Here is an 18,671-nt window from a genome sequence, read left to right as displayed (position 1 = left end):
CGGACACGGCATGATCGGAGCACCGAGCGGGCATGAGAATCCGCGATGGGAACACTCGCCTCCACCTACCGGTTGCAGCTCGGCCCCGGGCGGACGTTCGCCGACGCCGCGGACCTCGCCGACTACCTGCACCGCCTCGGCGTGGGGGCGGTGTACGTGTCGCCGATCCTCGCCGCGGCCCCCGGCTCCCCGCACGGGTACGACGTCGTGGACCCCGCGCGGGTCTCGGCGGAACTGGGCGGTGAGGAGGGCCGGGCGGCACTGGTGGACCGGCTGCGGCGGCTCGGCCTGGGCCTCGTCGTCGACATCGTGCCCAACCACATGTCGGTCGCGGTGCCCGCCGCCAACCCGTGGTGGTGGGACGTGCTGCGCCTGGGCCCCGGCTCCCCCTACGCCCGCTGCTTCGACATCGACTGGGCGAGCGGCCCGCTCCCGCTGCCCGTCCTGCCCGACGACGGGGACGACGGCGCCGCCGCCCTGGGCGGGCTGACCGTCGTCGACGACTGCCTGAGCTGCGCCGACCAGCGCTTCCCCCTGGCCCCGGGCACGTTCGCCCCGGGCGACGACCCCGGTGAGGTGCACCTGCGCCAGCACTACCGGCTGGTGTCCTGGCGCCGCGCCGCGACCGACCTGCGCTACCGGCGGTTCTTCGATATCAGCGGATTGGCCGCCGTCCGCGTGGAGGACCCCGACGTCTTCACCGCCACCCACGCCCGCATCCTGGGCTGGGCCGAGCGCGGCGAGGTGGACGGCCTGCGCGTCGACCACGTCGACGGACTCAGCGATCCCGGCGGCTACCTGCGGCGGCTGCGCGACGCTTTCGGCGGGTGGATCGTCGTGGAGAAGATCCTCGCTCCGGGGGAGACCCCGCCGGCCTCCTGGCCGGTGGGCGGGACCACCGGGTACGACGCGCTGCGCGAGGTGGGCGGGCTGTTCATCGACCCGGCGGCGGAACGCCCCCTCACCGAGCTGGCCGACGCCCTGGGCGTCCCCGCCGACACCGGAGCGGTGGAGGCGCGATGCCGGTACGAGGCCGCCGCCACGCTGCTGCAGCCCGAAGTGCGCCGCATCGCCGCCCTGCTCGGCGACACGGCGGAGGCCGCGCGGGGGGCGGGCGACGACCACGCCGCCACCGTCGCGTCGGCCGAGGAGGCCGTCGCCGAGCTGCTGGCACGCTTCCCCTGCTACCGCTCCTACCTCCCCGAGAGGGAGGCCGACTGGGCCCTGGCGGTGGACCGCGCCCGACGCGCCCGCCCCGACCTCGTCGGCGAACTGGACCGCATCGACGCCCGCGTGCGCGCCGACCCCCGCGGGGAGCTCGCCCGTCGGATCCAGCAGACCAGCGGCGCGGTCGTCGCCAAGGGCACCGAGGACACCGCCTGCTACCGGGCCACCCGCTTCATCGCGCTCAACGAGGTCGGCGGAGCCCCGGACCGCTTCGGGACCGGCCCCGCGGAGTTCCACACCGCCGCCGCCCGCCGCGAGGCGTCCTGGCCGTCGGCCATGACCACGCTGTCGACCCACGACACCAAGCGCTCCGAGGACGTCCGCGCGCGCCTGGCGGCGCTCACCGAGATCCCCGAGGACTTCGCGGCGGCCGTCCGCGACTGGACCGCCCGGTGCGGGCTCGGCGAGCCCTCGCTCAACCTGCTGGCGTGGCAGACCCTGGTGGGAGCCTGGCCGATCAGCGCGGCCCGGCTGCGCTGCTACCTGCTCAAGGCGGCGCGCGAGGCCAAGCTGCGCACCTCGTGGCTGCACCCCGACCCCGCCTTCGAGGCGGAGGTGGGCTCCTGGCCCGAGCGGGTCCTGTCGGACGCGCCGCTGGCAGCCGATGTGGCGGCGCTGGTCGGGCGCATCCGCGCGGCAGGGTGGAGCAACGCGCTCGGGCAGAAGCTCGTCCAGCTCACCGCGCCGGGCGTGCCCGACGTCTACCAGGGCACCGAGCTGTGGGACCTGTCCCTGGTCGACCCCGACAACCGCCGGCCGGTCGACTTCGCCACCCGCACGATGATCCTGGAGCGCCTGGAGTCCGGCTGGCTGCCGCCCGTGGACGCGGCGGGCGCCGTCAAGCTCCACGTCGTGCGGCAGGCGCTGCTGCTCCGCCGCGGCCACCCGATGCGCGGCTACCGCCCCCTCGGCCCGACCGGGCCGGCCGCCGACCACGCCGTGGCCTTCGCCCGCGGCCCCGGCCTCGACGCCGTCACCATCGCCACCCGCCTCCCGCTGCGCCTCGCCGCGGCGGGAGGCTGGCGCACGACCTCGGTCCCCCTACCGGGCGGCCCCGGACTGTGGCGCGACCTGCTCACCGGACGCGACCTGGCCCCCGAGCGCACCGACGGCTTCACCGCCGCCCGCCTCGCCGATGTACTCGACCCCTACCCGGTCGCCCTGCTCGTCCGGCGGACGGACGACGCGGAGGCCGACCGCCGATGATCTCCCGTCCGTCCGGCCGCCCGGATCCACCGTGGGCGCCCACCGCCGGGCGTGCGCTGACCCCGGCGACCGGCCGACGCGGATAGGCTGGCGGCGATCATGACCAGTCCCGCTCCCTCCCCGCACCCCGCCGACGGCGGACACCCCGATGTCCGCACCCGCCTGCGGATGCCCCCGCCCGTTCTCGACGCACTCGCCTGCCCGCACTGCGGGGAGGGGCTCGCCCCCGCCGGGAACGCGCTCGCGTGCGCCCGCGGCCACGGCTTCGACGTCGCCCGCGAGGGGTACGTCGGCCTGCTGACCGGTCGGCCGCCCACCGGGACCGGTGACTCCAAGGAGATGGTCCGCGCCCGGCAGGAGTTCCAGGAGGCCGGCCACTATGCCCCGCTCGCCCGGCGGCTCGCCGACCTGGCCGCCGACCACCTCCCCGGCGCCGCGGGCGGCGGGGAGGCCGCGCCCGGGCCCGTCGTCGACGTCGGCGCCGGGACCGGCTACTACCTGCGCGAGGTCCTTCAGCGGTGCACCGGTGCCACCGGTCTGGCCCTGGACGTGTCGAAGTACGCGCTGCGCCGCGCCGCCAAGGCCCACCCGCGCGCCGGGGCCGCCGCCTGCGACGCCTGGCGGGGCCTGCCGCTGCGCACCGGCGCCGCCGGGCTGCTCCTCAACGTGTTCGCGCCCCGCGGCGGCGCGGAGTTCCACCGCGTCCTGCGCGCCGACGGCGCGCTCATCGTCGTCACCCCCACCGGTCGCCATCTGCGCGAACTCATCGAGGCGCTGGGGCTGGTCACCGTGGACGCGCGCAAGGAGGAGCGGTTGGCCTCGACGCTCGGCGGCCACTTCTCGCCCGCGCACCGCGAAGAGCTCGACCACCCCCTGCGGCTGCCGCACACCGCCGTCGCCACCGCCGTGGGCATGGGCCCCAGCGCGCGCCACCTCGGACCCGGTGAGCTGGAACGGCGCATCGCCGACCTGCCCGACCCCGCCCCCGTCACCGCGTCTTTCCTCATCTCGGTCCACCGGCCCGCCTGACAGCGGAGTGGCGCCGCTCCGGACCGGGTAGGCACAGGCCGTGGGTGAGGCGTGGGAGCGGTTCTCGGTGTGGGCGCCGGGGTGCGAGCGCGTGCGGGTCCGTGCCTGCGGCGCCGACCACCCGATGGCGCCCGCCGGGGAGGGGTGGTGGCAGGCCGACGTGCCGGGTGCCGCGCCGGGCACCGACTACGCCTTCCTCCTCGACGACGATCCCACCCCGTTGCCCGACCCCCGCTCCCAGCGGCAGCCGCACGGCGTCCACGGGCCCTCCCGCCGCCACGACCACGCCGAGTTCCCCTGGAACGACGCCGCCTGGACCGGCAGAGCGCTGCCCGGCTCCGTCCTCTACGAGCTGCACATCGGCACCTTCACCCCCGAAGGCACCTTCGACGCCGCGATCGGCCGCCTCGACCACCTTGCCGACCTCGGCGTCGACCTGGTCGAGGTGATGCCGGTCAACGCCTTCGACGGTACCCACGGCTGGGGGTACGACGGGGTCCTGTGGGGCGCCGTACACGAGCCCTATGGCGGGCCGGACGGCTTCAAGCGCTTCGTCGACGCCTGCCACGCCCGCGGCCTGGGCGTCCTGCTCGACGTGGTCGTCAACCACCTCGGCCCCTCGGGCGCCTACCTGCCCCGCTTCGGCCCGTACTTCGACGGCCGGACCCCGTGGGGGCCGTCGCTCAACCTCGACGGTGCCGGCTCCGACGAGGTTCGGCGCTACGTACTGGACACCGTCACCGGGCTCCTGCGCCACTACCACCTCGACGGCCTGCGCCTGGACGCCGTGCACGCCCTACGCGACCGCCGCGCCGTCCACCTGCTCGCCGAGCTGTCCGCCGAGGTCGACGCCCTGGCCGCCGGGCTGCGCCGCCCCCTCGCGCTGATCGCCGAGTCCGACCTCAACGACCCGCGCACCGTCACCTCCCGCGAGGCCGGCGGGCACGGCATGACCGCGCAGTGGTCCGACGACCTGCACCACGCCCTGCACACCGCCCTCACGGGGGAGGACCACGGCTACTACGCCGACTTCGCCGTGCCCGACGCCCCCGCCCGCACCCTGCGCCGCGTGTTCTTCCACGACGGCACCTACTCCGCGTTCCGCGGGCGCACCCACGGTGCCCCGGTGGGCGTGGCGGCCGGGTGCGTTCCGGGCCACCGCTTCCTCGCCTACCTGCAGACCCACGACCAGGTCGGCAACCGGGCGTGCGGCGACCGCCTGGCCGCGTCCGTGCCGCCGGGCCCGCTGACGTGCGGGGCCGCCATCGTGCTGTGCTCGCCCTACACGCCGATGCTGTTCATGGGGGAGGAGTGGGCCGCGTCCAGCCCGTGGTGCTTCTTCGCCTCGTTCCCCGACGCGGAACTGGCCGACGGGGTGCGGGAGGGGCGCCGCCGTGAGTTCGCCGCCCACGGGTGGGGTGCCGCGGAGGTGCCCGACCCCATGGACCCGGCCACCCGCGACCGGTCGGTGCTGCGGTGGGCCGAGCGCGCCGCAGCACCGCACCGCGAGGTCCTGGAGGTGTACAGGGCGCTGATCGCGCTCCGCCGCGGCCATCCCGAGCTGGCCGACCCGCGGCTGGACCGGTTCGGTGTGGACGCCTCCGAGGACGGCCGCCTGCTGGTGCTGCGCCGAGGTCGGCTGCGGCTGGCCTGCAACCTGCGCCCGGTCGCGGCCGAGGTGGCCCTGGACGCCCCGGTCCGCGACGTCCTGCTCTCGGCGGTGAACGGGGCGCTCGCACGCGGAGGTGCGCCGCCCGGCCTCCTGGGTGAGTCCGGCGCGGTGCTGCACCTGCCCGGCGCCTCCTTCACGGTCGTCGCGACCCCCGGCCCCCGTTGATCTCGGACGTCGATCTCGAAGGAGGAGGCGGAATCGGGGCCGCCGGGAGGCGAACCCTCCTGCCGAGGTCACCGGCCTCGGGGCCGGCGCGAGAGGCGGTCGCGGAGCAGGCGGGGCAGCTCCCGTACCCGGTCGAGGTCGCCCAGCCCCCGGGAGGCTTCGGAGAGCGCGTCGGTCTCGGAGGGGGTCAGGTCGAGCTCGGCGGCGGCGGCGTTGGACTCCAGCTGCTCGACGCCGGAGGCGCCGGGGATCGCCATCACCGCCGGGTGGCGGATCGTCCAGGCGAGTGCGACCTGGGCCGGGGTGGCCCCGTGGGCGTCGGCGATGTCGCGCAGCAGGCCGAGCAGCGGGCGGACCCGGTCCAGGTTCTCGGGCAGGAACAGCGGGTTCATCGCACGGATGCCGCGGGCGGGCCGGTTGTGCGCGTCGAACTTGCCGGTCAGCAGGCCCTGGGCGAGCGGACTGTAGGCCATCACGATCCGCCCGGCGCGCTCGGCATAGGGGATGACCCGCCGCTCGGGGGTGCGGGCGAGCAGACTGTAGTGCACCTGGTCGGTGAGCACGGGGGAGCCGAGTTCGGCCTCGGCGCGCCGCCACCGGGCCACCGGGTGGTTGCTGACCCCCACGTCGCGGATCACCCCGGCCTCGCGCAGCGCCCGCATGCCGCGCATCGTGCTGGCGTCGTGGACGAGCGGGTGGGGACGGTGGACCTGGTACAGGTCGATCGGGCCGAGCCCCAGCCGCGCGCAGCTGGCCACCCCGCGCTGCTGCACCACCGGTGACACCGGGAGGACCGGCAGGATCTTGCTGGCCACGACGATGTCCTCGCGCGAGGTCCCGGTCTGCTCCAGCGCCGTGCGCAGGGCGGCGCCGAGAATGCGCTCGCTGCGGCCGAAGCCGTAGAGCTCTGCGGTGTCGAACACGGTCACGCCGAGCTCCAGCGCCCGCCGTACGATCCGCGCCGCCTCGGCCCCGTCGTACTCGGGGCCGTAGCCCCACTCCCGCGAGCCGAACTGCCAGGTACCCAACCCGATCTTGGAGTAGCGGCGGGTGGTGCCCACCGCGTCGATGTAGCGCATGGCTCAGGTTAGCGGGCGAGTGGACACGTTTCCGAGAGCCGGTGGGCGGTGACGGCGAGGCCGCGAACCGTCGCGCATTCGCCCAGTTCGTGCCGCCTCGTCCCGGTCGCCGGATCACCGCTAAGGCTTTACTTACCTTCGCTTGCGTAACCTACGGGGCCGTAGGTTATGGTGGCGTAGGTTCACACAGCCGTCTGAAGGAGAGTCGACCCCCATGGGAGAGTCCCAAACCGCCGTTGCGACAGCGGATCGACGAACGTCCCAGCTGGAACGCGATGTGGAGTACGCCCCGAAGGGTCCGGGCGCGAAGTTCCTCTTGGGCGTGTACATCGGGCTCCCGATCCTCGCGGTGGTCGCGGCCGTCCCCTTCGCCTGGGGATGGGGTCTGACCTGGGTCGACGTCTCGATCTTCGTGGTCGCCTACATCATCTCCGGCCTCGGTATCACCGTCGGGTACCACCGCTACTTCACCCACGGCTCCTTCAAGGCCAACCGCCCGCTGCGCATCGCGCTGGCCGTGGCCGGGACCCTCGCCATCGAGGGGCCGGTCATCAACTGGGTGGCCGACCACCGCCGCCACCACAAGTACGCCGACCGCGAAGGCGACCCGCACTCGCCGTGGCGCTTCGGCAGCGACTGGAAGGCCCTGGGCAAGGGCCTCGTCTACGCCCAGTTCGGCTGGCTGTTCGCCAGTGAGCGGACCTCGGTCCAGCGCTTCTGCCCCGACCTGCTCGCCGACAAGGACGTCGCGCGCATCTCCCGGCTCTTCCTGCCGATCGCGGGCGTCTCGCTCTTCCTCCCCGCGCTCATCGGCGGCCTGGTGACGATGTCGTGGTGGGGCGCGCTGACCGCCTTCTTCTGGGGCGCCCTGGTCCGGCTCTTCCTTCTCCAGCACGTGACCTGGGCCATCAACTCCATCTGCCACGCCTTCGGCGAGGAGCACTTCGAGGTCCGCGACAAGTCCCGCAACGTGTGGTGGCTGGCCATCCTGTCCTTCGGCGAGTCGTGGCACAACCTGCACCACTCCGACCCCACCTGCGCCCGCCACGGCGTGCTCAAGGGCCAGATCGACCCGAGCGCCCGGGTGATCTGGATGTTCGAGAAACTCGGCTGGGCGTGGAACGTGCGCTGGCCCAACGAGAGCCGGCTCGCCGCCAAGCGCATCGATACCGCGGCCTGAGCGACGATCCGCTTCCGACGGCCGACCCGCCCGGTGCGCTCCCGCGACGGCACGTGAACGGCGGCCGCACACCCCGCTAGGCAGGGGAGGGCGGCCGCCGTCGGCCGTCCGGGCGCCCCTCAGCCGACGATGAGGACCTCCAGGGTGCGGGGGCCGTGCACGCCCTCGACCCGGTCGAGCTCGATGTCGCTGGTGGCCGACGGCCCGCTGATCCAGGTGAGCGGGCGGCGCGGGTCGAGCAGGGAGACGGCCCGGGGAACGTCGTCGACCACCTGGTCGGCGCGGACCACGCACAGGTGGTAGTCGGGGACCAGGGTGAGCGCACGGCGCCCCTGGGCCTCGCCGCAGTCGAGGACGATCGTGCCGGTCTCCGCGATCGCCACGGCGCAGCCGGTGACCACCCCGTCGACCGCGTCCAGGGCCGCGATGCCGGTCCCCGCGTCTCGGAGGACCCGCGCCCCCGCCGGGGACGTGCCGCCGGAATCCGTGTCGGCCCACGCCCCGGTCCACCGCGGCGGCAGGTCGGAGGGCACCACGACCCGGCGGGCACCCCGGCGGCGCAGTGCGGCGGCCACGGCACCGGGCAGTTCCTCGGGGGCGACCCGGTGCACGAGAGCGCGGTAGTCGCTCAGGCGGTCGACCAGCACGTCGAGCCCTCCGCGCCCGGCGGGCCGCGCATCGATGCGCGGTACCTCGACGTCGGCCGGCCGCTCACCGGCCGGGACATCGGCCAGCGCGGCGCGTACCCGGGCCAGGATCCGCTCGCGTGATCCGCTCATGACTCCGCCTCCGTATCGGCGCCGCCCACCCTGCGGTCGCGCCACCACCGCCGGAACGACTCCCCGGGAACCGCGGGGAGGTCCCGGGTGTCGGTCCAGGCGCCCGCGGGGCCGGGAAGCCGCCGGGGAACCAGGGAGCGCGCCGCGGCCGCCGCCCGCTGCGCGGCGCCCAGCCGGCGGCCGTCGCCGAGCACCCACCCGGCCGCGGCCATGGCGGCCTTCTCGACGCGGTGCCCGGCGCCTCCGGCGGAGGCCACCCGTTCGCGCAGGTGCACCAGGACCTCCGGAATGTCGATGGCCACGGGGCACACCTCGTAGCAGGCGCCGCACAGCGATGAGGCATAGGGCAGCGACGCCTCGGGCTCCCCGCCCGTACCCCGCAGCTGCGGGGTGAGGATCGCGCCGATGGGTCCGGGGTAGACGGAGCCGTAGGCGTGTCCGCCCGTGCGCTCATAGACCGGGCAGATGTTGAGGCACGCCGAGCAGCGGATGCAGCGCAGCGCCTGGCGCCCCACCTCGTCGGCGAGCACGTCGGTCCGCCCGTTGTCCAGCAGCACCAGGTGGAACTCCTGCGGTCCGTCGCCCGGCGTGACGCCGGTCCAAGTGGAGGTGTAGGGGTTCATCCGCTCCCCGGTGGCGGACCTCGGCAGGGTCCGCAGGAAGACGTCCAGGTCGGCCCAGGTCGGTATGGTCTTCTCAATGCCGACCACCGAGATCAGCGTCTCGGGCAGCGTCAGGCACATCCGCCCGTTGCCCTCCGACTCCAGGACGACGAGGGTGCCGGTCTCGGCGACGGCGAAGTTCGCCCCGGAGACGGCGACCCGCGCGTTCAGGAACTTCTCGCGCAGGTGCACCCGTGCCGCCTCGGCCAGCGCGCGCGGGTCGTCCGTCAGCCCCTCGGGCGCGGGAACCCCCCACCCGGCCATGCGGCGCAGGAAGATCTCGCGGATCTCGGCCCGGTCGCGGTGGATGGCCGGGACCAGGATGTGTGAGGGCAGGTCGTCGCCGAGCTGCACGATGAGTTCGGCCAGGTCGGTCTCGTAGGCGGTGATGCCCGCCTCCCGCAGCGCGTCGTTGAGCCCGATCTCCTGGGTGGCCATCGACTTGACCTTCACCACCTCGCTGTGGCCCGTCGCCTGCACCAGGTCGGCGACGATGCGGTTGGCCTCGGCCGCGTCGGCGGCCCAGTGCACGTGGCCGCCCGCCGCCGTCACCGACGCCTCCAGCTGTTCCAGATAGCGGTCGAGGTGGCGCAGTGTGCGCTCCTTGACGGCCTTTCCGGCGGCGCGCAGCGCCGCCCAGTCGTCGAGTTCGCCCACGGCCGCCGCCCGCTTGCCGCGGATGGTGCGCGTGGCCGCACGGAGATTGTGCCGGAGCTGGGCGTCGGCGGTGGCGGTGCGGGCGGCCCGGGGGAACGCCGGCATACCGATGAACGTGCGGCTCATAGCCGGGTGGGCTCCTGTTCCGTGGAGGCGAGGATCTCGGCGAGGTGGAGGACCCTGACTCCGGCCCGCTGCCGGTCGAGGGTGCCGCCGATGTGCATCAGGCAGGAGTTGTCGACCGCGCACAGCACCTCGGCGCCGGTCGCGGCGACGTTGCGGGCCTTGTCGGTGCCCATGGCGGCCGACACGTCGGGGTTCTTCACCGCGAACGTACCGCCGAACCCGCAGCACTCGTGTGCCTCGGGCAGGTCGACCAGCTTCAGCCCGCGCACCGCGCGCAGCAGCGCGTACGGGCGGTCGCCCAGCCCGAGCATGCGCAGGCCGTGACAGGTGGGGTGGTAGGTGACGGTGTGCGGGAAGTAGGCGCCGACGTCGGTCACCCCCAGCACGTCGACCAGCAGTTCGGAGAGGTCGTGGACGCGGGGCGCGAGCCGGGACGCCGCGCGCTCCAGCGGGCTGCCGGGGCGGCCCAGCCGCGGGTGGATGTCGCGCACCATGGCCGCGCACGACCCGGAGGGCGCCAGCACGGCGTCGGCGTCGCCGAACGTCTCGGCGAACCGGACCGCGAGCCGCTGCGCGTCGCGCCGGTAGCCGGTGTTGTAGTGCATCTGGCCGCAGCAGGTCTGCGACTCGGGAAAGACCACCTCGTGGCCGAGCCGCTCCAGCAGCCGGACCACCGCCCGCCCGGTGTCGGGGTACAGGGTGTCGTTGAGGCAGGTGATGAACAGGGCGATCCGCATGCGTGGTGTCCTCCTCCGTGGGCTCCGTGGCGGAGGGGCGGCTCAGGCCGCCACGAGGCGCTGGCGCTGCCGCCCCAGGCCGTCGACCTCCAGTTCCATGACGTCGCCCGGGCGCAGGAAGGAGCGGTCGGGGCTGCCCATCGCGACACCGGCCGGGGTGCCGGTGATGACGACGTCGCCCGGGCGCAGCGCCATGAACCGGCTCAGGTACCGGACGAGGTGGTGGACACCGAAGATCATGTCCCGTGTGGTGCCCTCCTGGGCGGCGGTGCCGTTGACCGTGAGACGCAGCCCCAGGGACGTGACGTCGCCGACCTCGTCGGGCGTGACCAGCCAGGGGCCCAGCGGCGTGAACGTCTCGCACGACTTTCCCTTGTCCCACTGCCCGCCGCGTTCGAACTGGAACTCGCGCTCGGTGACGTCGTTGGCGATGGTGTACCCGGCGATGGCACCGGCCGCCTCATCGCAGTCCGCCAGGTAGCGGGCGGTACGCCCGATGACGACGGCCAGTTCGACCTCGTGGTCGGTCTTGCTGCTGCCGCGGGGGATGAGGACGTCGTCGTCCGGTCCCACGACCGTGTCGCTGGGCTTGATGAAGACGATCGGTTCGGTCGGTGGTGCGGCTCCCGTCCGGGCGGCGTGGTCGGTGTAGTTCAGCCCGATTCCGATGATCTTGCCCGGGGTGGCCACCGGGGCGCCGACACGCCGCCCGGCCCCGCCCGCTGCCTGCGGTGGTGCCGCGGGCCGCAGGTGCCCGGCGGTGAGTGCGGCCCGGGCGCGCTCGACGCCGCCGCCGGAGAGGAAGGCGCCGTCGATGTCGGGGGTGATCGCGGACAGGTCGAGCGGGGTGCCGTCAGCGCCGAGCACCGCCGGCCGCTCGGCACCCGGGGGTCCGATCCTCAAGAACTTCACGTTGCTCCCGTACGACTCGTGCTCCACGCCCACGATGATTGGTCTGATGACTATCGCGTTCGTGAGTACCGACAATTGTCGTTCTCCTGGTGATCACTTATGGGAAGCGACACACTGGATCTGATTGGTCGGATCACTTGTACGCGTGCGAGGGGAGAGGTGTCAAGATGGGAGGATCCATGCGGCCCGGTGTCCAGGTGGCCATCCGGTCGCCGCCCGGCCCGTCGATGACCTGGAGGACGACGCGTGACCATCCCCGACGCCGCACCGGACGCGACTCCGCCGGCCGTGCCCGGCGCGTCCGATGCGGCCGGGCGCAGCGTGCCCGTGACGCAGCGCGCGGTCGACCGGATCAAGGCGCGCATCGCCGACGGCACCCTCGCCCCCGGCGACCGGCTGCCCACCGAGCGGGACCTCGCGGCCGACCTGGGGGTGTCGCGCAGCTCCATGCGCGAGGCCATCCGCGCCCTGACCACACTGGGCGTGCTGGAGGCGCGGCACGGCGCCGGCGTCTACGTCACCGCGCTGCGCCCCGCCGACCTCCTGGAGACGTTCTCCGTCCTCGCCGAGGTCTCCCAGGGGGAAACCCTGATCGAGGTCCTGCAGGTGCGCCGCATGCTCGAACCCGCGGCGACCGCGCTGGCCGCGGCCCGCGCCGACGACGCCCAGCTCCGCCGCCTCCGCGGGATCCTCGACCGTATGGACGCGGGCGGTGACGGCGGCGACGCCGCCGATGCCGAAGCCGGCACGGCCTCGGCCGACCTCACCTTCCACCAGGCCATCGTGGAGATCACCGGCAACGCCACCCTGGCCGCGATCAACGACGGCCTGTCCTCGCGCACCTTCAACGCCCGCGTCTGGCGGGGCCACCGTGCGGCCGGGATCACCGCCCGCCTGCGCGAGGACCACGAACGCATCTTCCGCGCCCTGCAGGCCCGCGACCCCGACGCCGCCCGCGCCGCCGCCACCATGCACGTCCTGGAGGTCGAGCGGTGGCTTCGCGCCGATCTCGCCGCTGACGTGGGAGGATCGGAGGCATGACACGCAGGTTGTACCTGGCCGGAGAACCCGGAGCCGACGAGCTGCTGGCGGGGGACCCGCTGGCACTCCTCATCGGCATGCTGCTCGACCAGCAGGTGCCGATGGAGACGGCGTTCGCCGGCCCGAAGAAGATCGCGGACCGGATGGGCGGGCTGGACATCCGGGCCATCGCCGAGGCCGACCCCGAGCAGTTCGCGGCGATGTGCGCGCAGACCCCCGCCGTGCACCGCTTCCCCGGTTCGATGGCCAAGCGGATCCAGGCGCTCTGCCGGTACTTCGTGGAGTCCTACGACGGCCGCCCCGAGCGGCTGTGGACCGAGGGCGACCCGGACGGCCGCGAGGTGCTGCGCCGGCTCAAGGCCCTGCCCGGTTACGGGGACCAGAAGGCGCGCATCTTCCTGGCGCTGCTCGGCAAGCAGTTCGGGCTCCAGGCCGCGGGGTGGCGCGAGGCCGCAGGCCCCTACGGCGAAGAGGAGGCGCGCCGCTCCATCGCCGATGTCCTGGACGAGCAGACCCTGGCCGAGGTCCGCGCGTACAAGAAGAGCGCCAAGGCCGCGGCCAAGGCACGGAAGGGCTGAGGCGCGCCCGCCCGCGGCATGCCCGGCGTCATGTCCGCGCGGTCGCGGGCGCCTGCGCCGCGGCGTCCCTCTCCACGACGACGCGGTGGCGCCCCGCGTAGACGTTCATCGACGCGCCGCGGAGGAAACCCACCAGGGTCAGGCCCGCGTCGGCCGCGAGGCCGACGGCCAGCGACGAGGGAGCCGACACCGCGGCGAGGACCGGTATGCCGGCCATCACCGCCTTCTGGGCGAGCTCGAACGAGGCGCGACCCGACACCATGAGCGCCGTGCCACGCAGCGGCAGCCGGTCCTCGCGCACCGCCCACCCGACGAGCTTGTCGACCGCGTTGTGTCGTCCGACGTCCTCGCGCAGGGCGAGCAGCTCGCCCGCGGCGTCGAACAGCCCGGCGGCGTGCAGGCCGCCGGTGCGGTCGAACACCCGCTGCGCCGCGCGCAGCCGCTCCGGCATCGCGGCGAACGCCCGGTGGTCGATCCGCACCGGGTCGTCGGCCACCGTCCAGCGGCTCGTGGTGCGCACCGCCTCCAGGCTGGCCTTCCCGCACAGTCCGCAGGAGGACGTGGTGTAGAAGTTCCGCTGCAGCGAGGCTTCGGGCAGGGCGACGCCCGCCGCCACCGCCACGTCCAGGATGTTGTAGGTGTTGGCGCCGTCCTCGGCGGCCCCGGCGCAGTAGCGGATGGCGGCGATGTCGGAGGAGCGCGCCACCACCCCCTCGCTCACCAGGAAACCGGCGGCCAGGTCGAAGTCGTGGCCGGGGGTGCGCATGGTGACGGTGAGCGGTTCGCCGTCCAGCCGCACCTCCAGCGGCTCCTCCACGACCAGGGTGTCGACGCGTTCGCTGACCGCGCCGTCCCTGACCCGCAGGAGCTTCTCACGAGTCGTCACGCGTCCCATGCCGCTGCGCCTCCGGCTTCCTCACCCTTGTGTTCCGCCACCTACCTCCGAGCCTGCCACGGACCCGCGCCGCGCGCATCCGGCGGCCCGGCGCCGCGCGACGGGGCGAGCGCCGGAGGGATCTTCGTATACTGTCGACCACCGTCGAGCAGATCCCCGCGTCGAAGGGCGGCTCCATGACCAAGCAGGTGCTGAAGGCCGTGGCCGCGGCTCCCGTCCAGCGTCCGGCGCCGCTCCGGCAGACCGTCTACGAGGCGATCCTCGACCTGATCGCCGCGCGCCGCCTGCCCCCGGGCCAGCACCTGGTCGAGACCGAGCTCGCGGGGCAGCTGGGCGTCTCCCGGCAGCCGGTGCGCGAGGCCCTGCAGCGCCTCAGCAACGAGGGCTGGGTCGACCTGCGGCCCGGTTACGGCGCGTTCGTGCACACCCCGACACAGAGCGAGGCCGACCAGCTGCTGGCCGTCCGCGCGCTGCTGGAGGCCGAGGCGGCCCGCTTGGCCGCGCACCACGCCGAACCGGACCAGGTCGCGCGGCTGCGCGAGCTGATCGCCGTCGGCCGGTCCGCACTCGCGGCCGACGACGTCGAGGCGGTGGTCGCCGCCAACGCCGACTTCCACCGCGCACTCGCCGAAGCATCCGGGAACGCGGTCCTGGCCGAACTCGCGGCCCAGGTCGACCGCAGAGTGCGCTGGTACTACACTCCGGTCGCCCGCACTCGCGGCGGCTCCTCGTGGGACGAGCACGACCGGCTCGTCGACGCGGTGGAGTCGGGCGACGAGGATGCGGCGGCGCGCCTGATGCGCGACCACACCGAACGCACCCGCAGCACCTACCACGAGCGCACCGGCACCCCCGACTCCTGACCTCCGCTCCGGCTTTCCCACCCCTTCCGCAGACCTCGGGGATGTCGACGCGGTGCCCGCCGTGGTCCGGTCGATCCCCGCGCGACCGGCGAAGGCGAGACGGGAAAAGAGAGATCCGATGATGGGATGACTGTCGCTCGGCTGCGCGTGGCGCAGGGCGGCCACGTGTTCCCGCGAACACAGCGGGCTGGCGCGGCATCGGACATAGGTAGACGAACACCCCCGTACTGAAGGAGAGGAATGGACTCGTGGAGGAAAGGAACTCGGTATACGTCTATGCGGTCGCGCGGCCGTTTCCGCAGACCGGACTGGGTGGCGCCCGCGGCGTCGACGGCCGCCCGGTGGGCCTGGTGGCCGAGGGCGACCTCGCGGCCGCTGTCAGCACCGTTCCCCTGAGCGCCTACGGCGAGGCGGCGTTCCGGGCCCGCCTGGCCGACGTTGACTGGCTGGAGTCCGTCGCCCGCGCCCACCACCGCGTCGTCGACGAGGTCTCCCAGCACGCCGCCGTGATCCCGCTGGCACTGGCCACCGTCCGCGAGAGCGCCGAGCACGTCCGCGAGCTCCTGCGCGCGGAGCACGGGCGGTTCACCGCGATCCTGGCCCGGCTGAGCGGCCGCGTCGAGTGGCGCGTCCGGATCGCCACCCGGTCGCCGGGGGCGCCCGGACCGCGCCCGAACGCCGGAGCGTCCTCCCCGTCCGCGCCGCGCCGCCCGTACGATGCCCGCCGAGGGCGCGCACCCCACGCGATCCATGACGAGCCCTGGCACGCGGCCGTCGCCCTGGCCCGGCGCGTCGACGACCTGGTGGGCGGACTCGCCGAGGCGCGCGAGGACCACCCCCCGCTGGACGCCCCGCTCTCCGCCGCCGGCGGAACGACCGTCATGAACGCCTCCTACCTCGTCCCGGCCGAACGCACCCCGCGGGTGCTGCGGATCGCCGAGCGGCTGCGGGCCGGTGCCCCCCGGGACGTGCGGGTCGTGGTGTCGGGCCCGTGGGCCCCCTATTCCTTCGCGATGCCGATCCCCGGCACCACCGGCTCCGGCGACCCGCTCGCCCCCGTCCAGGCGCGGTCCTGAGCGGGGGCGCCGCCGCTGAGGACCGCGGCGTCCGGCGGACCGGCGTATCGCCTGCCCTCGGTGAGGTCCGTCGTCAGCCGGGCCACGGGCGCGTCGGTCCAGGCGGCGTGCAGCCGGGTGAGCGGCCGACGGAAGGCGGCGCGGGCCCGCGCGCGGTCACCGCACCTCCGCCAGGAACCGCTCGATGCTGGTGGCCAGCGCGATCGGCGTCTCGTCGACCGCGTAGTGACCGGCGTTGGCGAGGACGTCGACCTCAAGGTTCGGATACCACTTCTCGAAGGTGGAGCGCACCACCTCCGCACTGATGGCGGGGTCGTGCTCGCCCACGATCGCCTTGATGGGGACCGGGCTCCCGGCGATCGAGGCGTGGAAGTCGGTGCGCGCCCAGGCCTCCAGATAGGCGGCGAACGCCGCTTTCTCGGAGTTGGCCACGGAGTGCTCGACCATCGCGTCCAGCCACACGCCGGTGAGTCGGCCACCGGTGGTGAAGTCGATGATCGTGCGCCGGTCGAGCGGGTCGTCCACCGCACCGGTGAACAACTTCCAGGACTGCGCGTCGAAGGGGATGCCGCTGGCCGGGACGGGTGAGACGCCCACCAGGGCGCAGACCCGCTCCGGTGCCTCGGCGAGGATCCGCTGCATCACGCTGCCGCCCATGGAGTGCCCGATGACGGAGAACCGCTCCCAGCCCAGGTCGTCGGCGAGCGCCAGGGCGTCCCGTGCGGCTTCGGCCAGCGAGTACTCTCCGGCGACGCCCTTGCGTGCACCGTAGCCCCGGTAGTCCATGCACACGAAGGAGAACGCCTGGGGATCGAGGTGCGGGAGCAGCGGGCGCCACGCCTCGGCCGAGCCGAACCAGCCGTTGAGGGCCATAACCCTGTGGTCGCCATGGCCGAAGGTGCGGTAGCCGTCCGTCATCGGCGTCTCCTCGTCTCGTCGTCACCGGTTCGACGAACCGCAGAGTGAACCAGATCACATCGAATGTCAATGCGGCGGTGCCGGGCGGCGGAGAACCAGGGTCCTGCGCGACCGGTCGGTGCCGGGTCAGCCCCGGCGCCGGTAGACCGTGCCCGGCTTCAGCTCCGTGTCGGCGAACAGCTCGGCGACGGTGACGAAGTGGTAGCCCCGCCCGTGCAGGCGGCGCAGTACCTCGGGGACGGCGTCCACGGTGGGCTCGTGGATGTCGTGGAGGAGCACGATGCTGCCGGGCCCGGTCTCCTTGTCGGCGGTCCTGATGATCTTTGCGGTGTCGCGGTGGCGCCAGTCGAAGGTGTCGACGTCCCACATGATCACCGGGTGGTCGATGGCCTTGAGCGTGGCGTCGTCGACGGCCCCGTAGGGCGGGCGCATGCTGCGCGGTGCCGAGCCCGCCGCCTTCTCGATGGCCTCGGCCGTCCGCTTGAGGTCGGCGGCGACGGCGGAGCCGGACGCGGCGGTGAGGTCGTCGTGGTTCCAGGTGTGGCTGGCGACCTCGTGCCCCTCTTCGGCGGTGCGGGCGACCACCTCCGGCATCTCCTCGGTGGCGGAACCCAGGACGAAGAAGGTGGCCTTGGCGGAGAAGGCGGCCAGCTCGTCCAGGAGCCGTTCGGTGTGTTCGCCGGGCCCGTCGTCGAAGGTGAGGGCCACGCAGGGGACGCGGTCGCAGTCCAGCGTGTGGGCCGGGTCGCCGTCGGCGCCGGGCCGCCCGAGGTCGACCTTCTTCTCCTCGGTGGTGGCGGCCTCCATCGCGCGCTCGCCGAAGGCGGAGAGCAGCGGCCGGGCCGTGTCGGCGTCGAGGGCGACCGCGCGCTCGCCGCCCCCCTCCCCGCCGTCCGCCGGTCCGCCCGCGCCCGGGAACTCCACCACGAGGGCGCCGGTGTCGGCGAAGCCGATGTTCTCCAACGGCGAGCCGTCCAGCTCCTCGGCCAGGTCCCAGGCCTCCTCCGCGGGGAGGTCGATCGGCTCGGACGGCGGTTCCGCGGGGGAGGCGGCGACGGCGGCCGCGCCCAACCCCTCGGGCTGGTCGTCGAGTTCGACGCCCTCCTCCTCGTGCAGCAGCCGGGCGACCTCCGCGGCCGCCGCGTCGACGGCCTCGGCGCCGCCGAACAGGGCGGTCCACGGTAGGACCTCGCCGGAGGACGCGTCGTACCAGCGGGTGGTGGCCGAGACTCCGGGCCGGTCCCCGCCGCCGTCGCGGCGGGTGGTGATGCGGGCGCCCAGCACGTCGTTGGCGGCCACCAGGAACTCCGCCTCCTGCTCCAGGCTGGCCTCGTCGTCCCCGTTGCGCGCGGTGATGAACGCGGTCTGCTCCTCGGCCATGGTCGTGCGGATCTCGGTGCTGAACGGCCGGGCTCCCGGGACGACCGGGTGGGCCGTGCTGATCCGCAGGCCCTCGTGGTCCAGCGACCGCTCGTCGACTCTCAGGCCGTCGATCCACTCGGGCTGCACCGTGAGCGGCCTGGCGGTCTCGGCGTCGCCGCCGGCGGCGCACCCGGCCGCCGTGAGCAGCGGCAGGGCCATGCCCGCGGTGAGAAGGCGTCGGATACCGGTCGATGCGTGCTCGGACACGAACATGGCCCCGTCCAGGGATCGGGTTGTGGGATGGATGGGTGAAGGTGCCGCGGAGTCGTAGGCACAGAAAGTCACCTCTTAACCCCGTAAAGTGAAAATACGACGTGATGGGCGCAAGTGCAACGAACTGGTGAAAGAGCGCGTCGTCTGATCGCGCGTGGTCGGGCTACCCCCGCCGGGCCGGTAAGGTCGATCCGGCGAAATGTTGTCTTTTGTGACAGCACGAGATCAAAGCGA

Annotated in this window: 16 protein-coding genes; 8 read left to right on the top strand and 8 right to left on the bottom strand. The window is 73.9% G+C overall.

The annotated features are described in order from the left end of the window. The first annotated feature begins 45 nt into the window (after nucleotides 1-45). The 3 genes from treY to treZ all read left to right on the top strand — a co-directional run bounded on the left by treY (nucleotide 46) and on the right by treZ (nucleotide 5,299). Entirely contained in the window at nucleotides 46-2,433 is a 2,388-nt protein-coding gene (gene treY, locus HNR23_RS10375; protein WP_184075371.1) for a malto-oligosyltrehalose synthase, read from the top strand. 168 nt (nucleotides 2,434-2,601) lie between these two features. Further along, nucleotides 2,602-3,462 carry a putative RNA methyltransferase gene (locus HNR23_RS10370; protein WP_184080168.1) on the top strand — a complete coding sequence of 287 codons (861 nt, stop codon included), beginning with the start codon at nucleotides 2,602-2,604 and terminating at the stop codon, nucleotides 3,460-3,462. A gap of 40 nt (nucleotides 3,463-3,502) precedes the next feature. After that, a complete protein-coding gene (gene treZ, locus HNR23_RS10365; RefSeq protein ID WP_184075369.1) occupies nucleotides 3,503-5,299 on the top strand; it encodes a malto-oligosyltrehalose trehalohydrolase in 1,797 nt (598 codons plus the stop codon). 68 nt (nucleotides 5,300-5,367) lie between these two features. Here the strand turns inward: treZ and HNR23_RS10360 are convergent, their stop codons facing one another. Next, entirely contained in the window at nucleotides 5,368-6,378 is a 1,011-nt protein-coding gene (locus HNR23_RS10360; protein WP_184075367.1) for an aldo/keto reductase, read from the bottom strand. Between the two features lie 214 nt (nucleotides 6,379-6,592). On the opposite strand from HNR23_RS10360, the gene HNR23_RS10355 reads away from it, so the two are divergent. Continuing rightward, entirely contained in the window at nucleotides 6,593-7,558 is a 966-nt protein-coding gene (locus HNR23_RS10355; RefSeq protein WP_184075366.1) for an acyl-CoA desaturase, read from the top strand. 119 nt (nucleotides 7,559-7,677) lie between these two features. Here the strand turns inward: HNR23_RS10355 and HNR23_RS10350 are convergent, their stop codons facing one another. From HNR23_RS10350 to HNR23_RS10335, 4 genes are read right to left on the bottom strand one after another with little or no spacing between them, the layout of a single operon-like run. Further along, nucleotides 7,678-8,337 carry a LutC/YkgG family protein gene (locus HNR23_RS10350; protein WP_184075364.1) on the bottom strand — a complete coding sequence of 220 codons (660 nt, stop codon included), beginning with the start codon at nucleotides 8,335-8,337 and terminating at the stop codon, nucleotides 7,678-7,680. Continuing rightward, the gene (locus tag HNR23_RS10345; protein WP_184075362.1) at nucleotides 8,334-9,782 is read right to left on the bottom strand and encodes a lactate utilization protein B; all 1,449 of its coding nucleotides are present in this window, start codon (nucleotides 9,780-9,782) and stop codon (nucleotides 8,334-8,336) included. The genes HNR23_RS10350 and HNR23_RS10345 overlap by 4 nt, the downstream gene beginning before the upstream one ends. Beyond that, nucleotides 9,779-10,519, bottom strand: a complete 741-nt coding sequence (locus tag HNR23_RS10340; protein WP_184075360.1) for a (Fe-S)-binding protein — start codon at nucleotides 10,517-10,519, stop codon at nucleotides 9,779-9,781. The genes HNR23_RS10345 and HNR23_RS10340 overlap by 4 nt, the downstream gene beginning before the upstream one ends. A gap of 42 nt (nucleotides 10,520-10,561) precedes the next feature. Beyond that, nucleotides 10,562-11,431 carry a fumarylacetoacetate hydrolase family protein gene (locus HNR23_RS10335; protein WP_184080166.1) on the bottom strand — a complete coding sequence of 290 codons (870 nt, stop codon included), beginning with the start codon at nucleotides 11,429-11,431 and terminating at the stop codon, nucleotides 10,562-10,564. 252 nt (nucleotides 11,432-11,683) lie between these two features. On the opposite strand from HNR23_RS10335, the gene HNR23_RS10330 reads away from it, so the two are divergent. Further along, the gene (locus tag HNR23_RS10330) at nucleotides 11,684-12,472 is read left to right on the top strand and encodes a FadR/GntR family transcriptional regulator (RefSeq protein ID WP_394353818.1); all 789 of its coding nucleotides are present in this window, start codon (nucleotides 11,684-11,686) and stop codon (nucleotides 12,470-12,472) included. Further along, nucleotides 12,469-13,050, top strand: coding sequence for an HhH-GPD-type base excision DNA repair protein (locus HNR23_RS10325; RefSeq protein ID WP_184075356.1), 582 nt, complete (start codon nucleotides 12,469-12,471; stop codon nucleotides 13,048-13,050). The genes HNR23_RS10330 and HNR23_RS10325 overlap by 4 nt, the downstream gene beginning before the upstream one ends. A gap of 28 nt (nucleotides 13,051-13,078) precedes the next feature. Here the strand turns inward: HNR23_RS10325 and fdhD are convergent, their stop codons facing one another. Next, nucleotides 13,079-13,945, bottom strand: coding sequence for a formate dehydrogenase accessory sulfurtransferase FdhD (gene fdhD, locus HNR23_RS10320; protein WP_184075354.1), 867 nt, complete (start codon nucleotides 13,943-13,945; stop codon nucleotides 13,079-13,081). 176 nt (nucleotides 13,946-14,121) lie between these two features. Here fdhD and HNR23_RS10315 point away from each other — a divergent pair, with 176 nt between their 5' ends. Together HNR23_RS10315 and HNR23_RS10310 are read left to right on the top strand one after the other, a co-directional pair. Beyond that, nucleotides 14,122-14,808 carry a GntR family transcriptional regulator gene (locus HNR23_RS10315; protein WP_184075353.1) on the top strand — a complete coding sequence of 229 codons (687 nt, stop codon included), beginning with the start codon at nucleotides 14,122-14,124 and terminating at the stop codon, nucleotides 14,806-14,808. 248 nt (nucleotides 14,809-15,056) lie between these two features. Beyond that, nucleotides 15,057-15,884, top strand: a complete 828-nt coding sequence (locus HNR23_RS10310; protein ID WP_184075351.1) for a GvpL/GvpF family gas vesicle protein — start codon at nucleotides 15,057-15,059, stop codon at nucleotides 15,882-15,884. A 156-nt stretch (nucleotides 15,885-16,040) separates the two neighbouring features. Here the strand turns inward: HNR23_RS10310 and HNR23_RS10305 are convergent, their stop codons facing one another. Together HNR23_RS10305 and HNR23_RS10300 are read right to left on the bottom strand one after the other, a co-directional pair. Then, nucleotides 16,041-16,802, bottom strand: a complete 762-nt coding sequence (locus HNR23_RS10305) for an alpha/beta fold hydrolase (RefSeq protein WP_184075349.1) — start codon at nucleotides 16,800-16,802, stop codon at nucleotides 16,041-16,043. 126 nt (nucleotides 16,803-16,928) lie between these two features. After that, nucleotides 16,929-18,431, bottom strand: a complete 1,503-nt coding sequence (locus tag HNR23_RS10300; RefSeq protein ID WP_343070509.1) for a polysaccharide deacetylase family protein — start codon at nucleotides 18,429-18,431, stop codon at nucleotides 16,929-16,931. Nucleotides 18,432-18,671 lie beyond the last annotated feature (240 nt).

It is taken from the genome of Nocardiopsis mwathae (genome assembly GCF_014201195.1).
GTDB lineage: Bacteria > Actinomycetota > Actinomycetes > Streptosporangiales > Streptosporangiaceae > Nocardiopsis_C > Nocardiopsis_C mwathae.
Note: the sequence above shows the minus strand (reverse complement) of the source record. Positions and strands in the feature narration are given on the sequence as shown.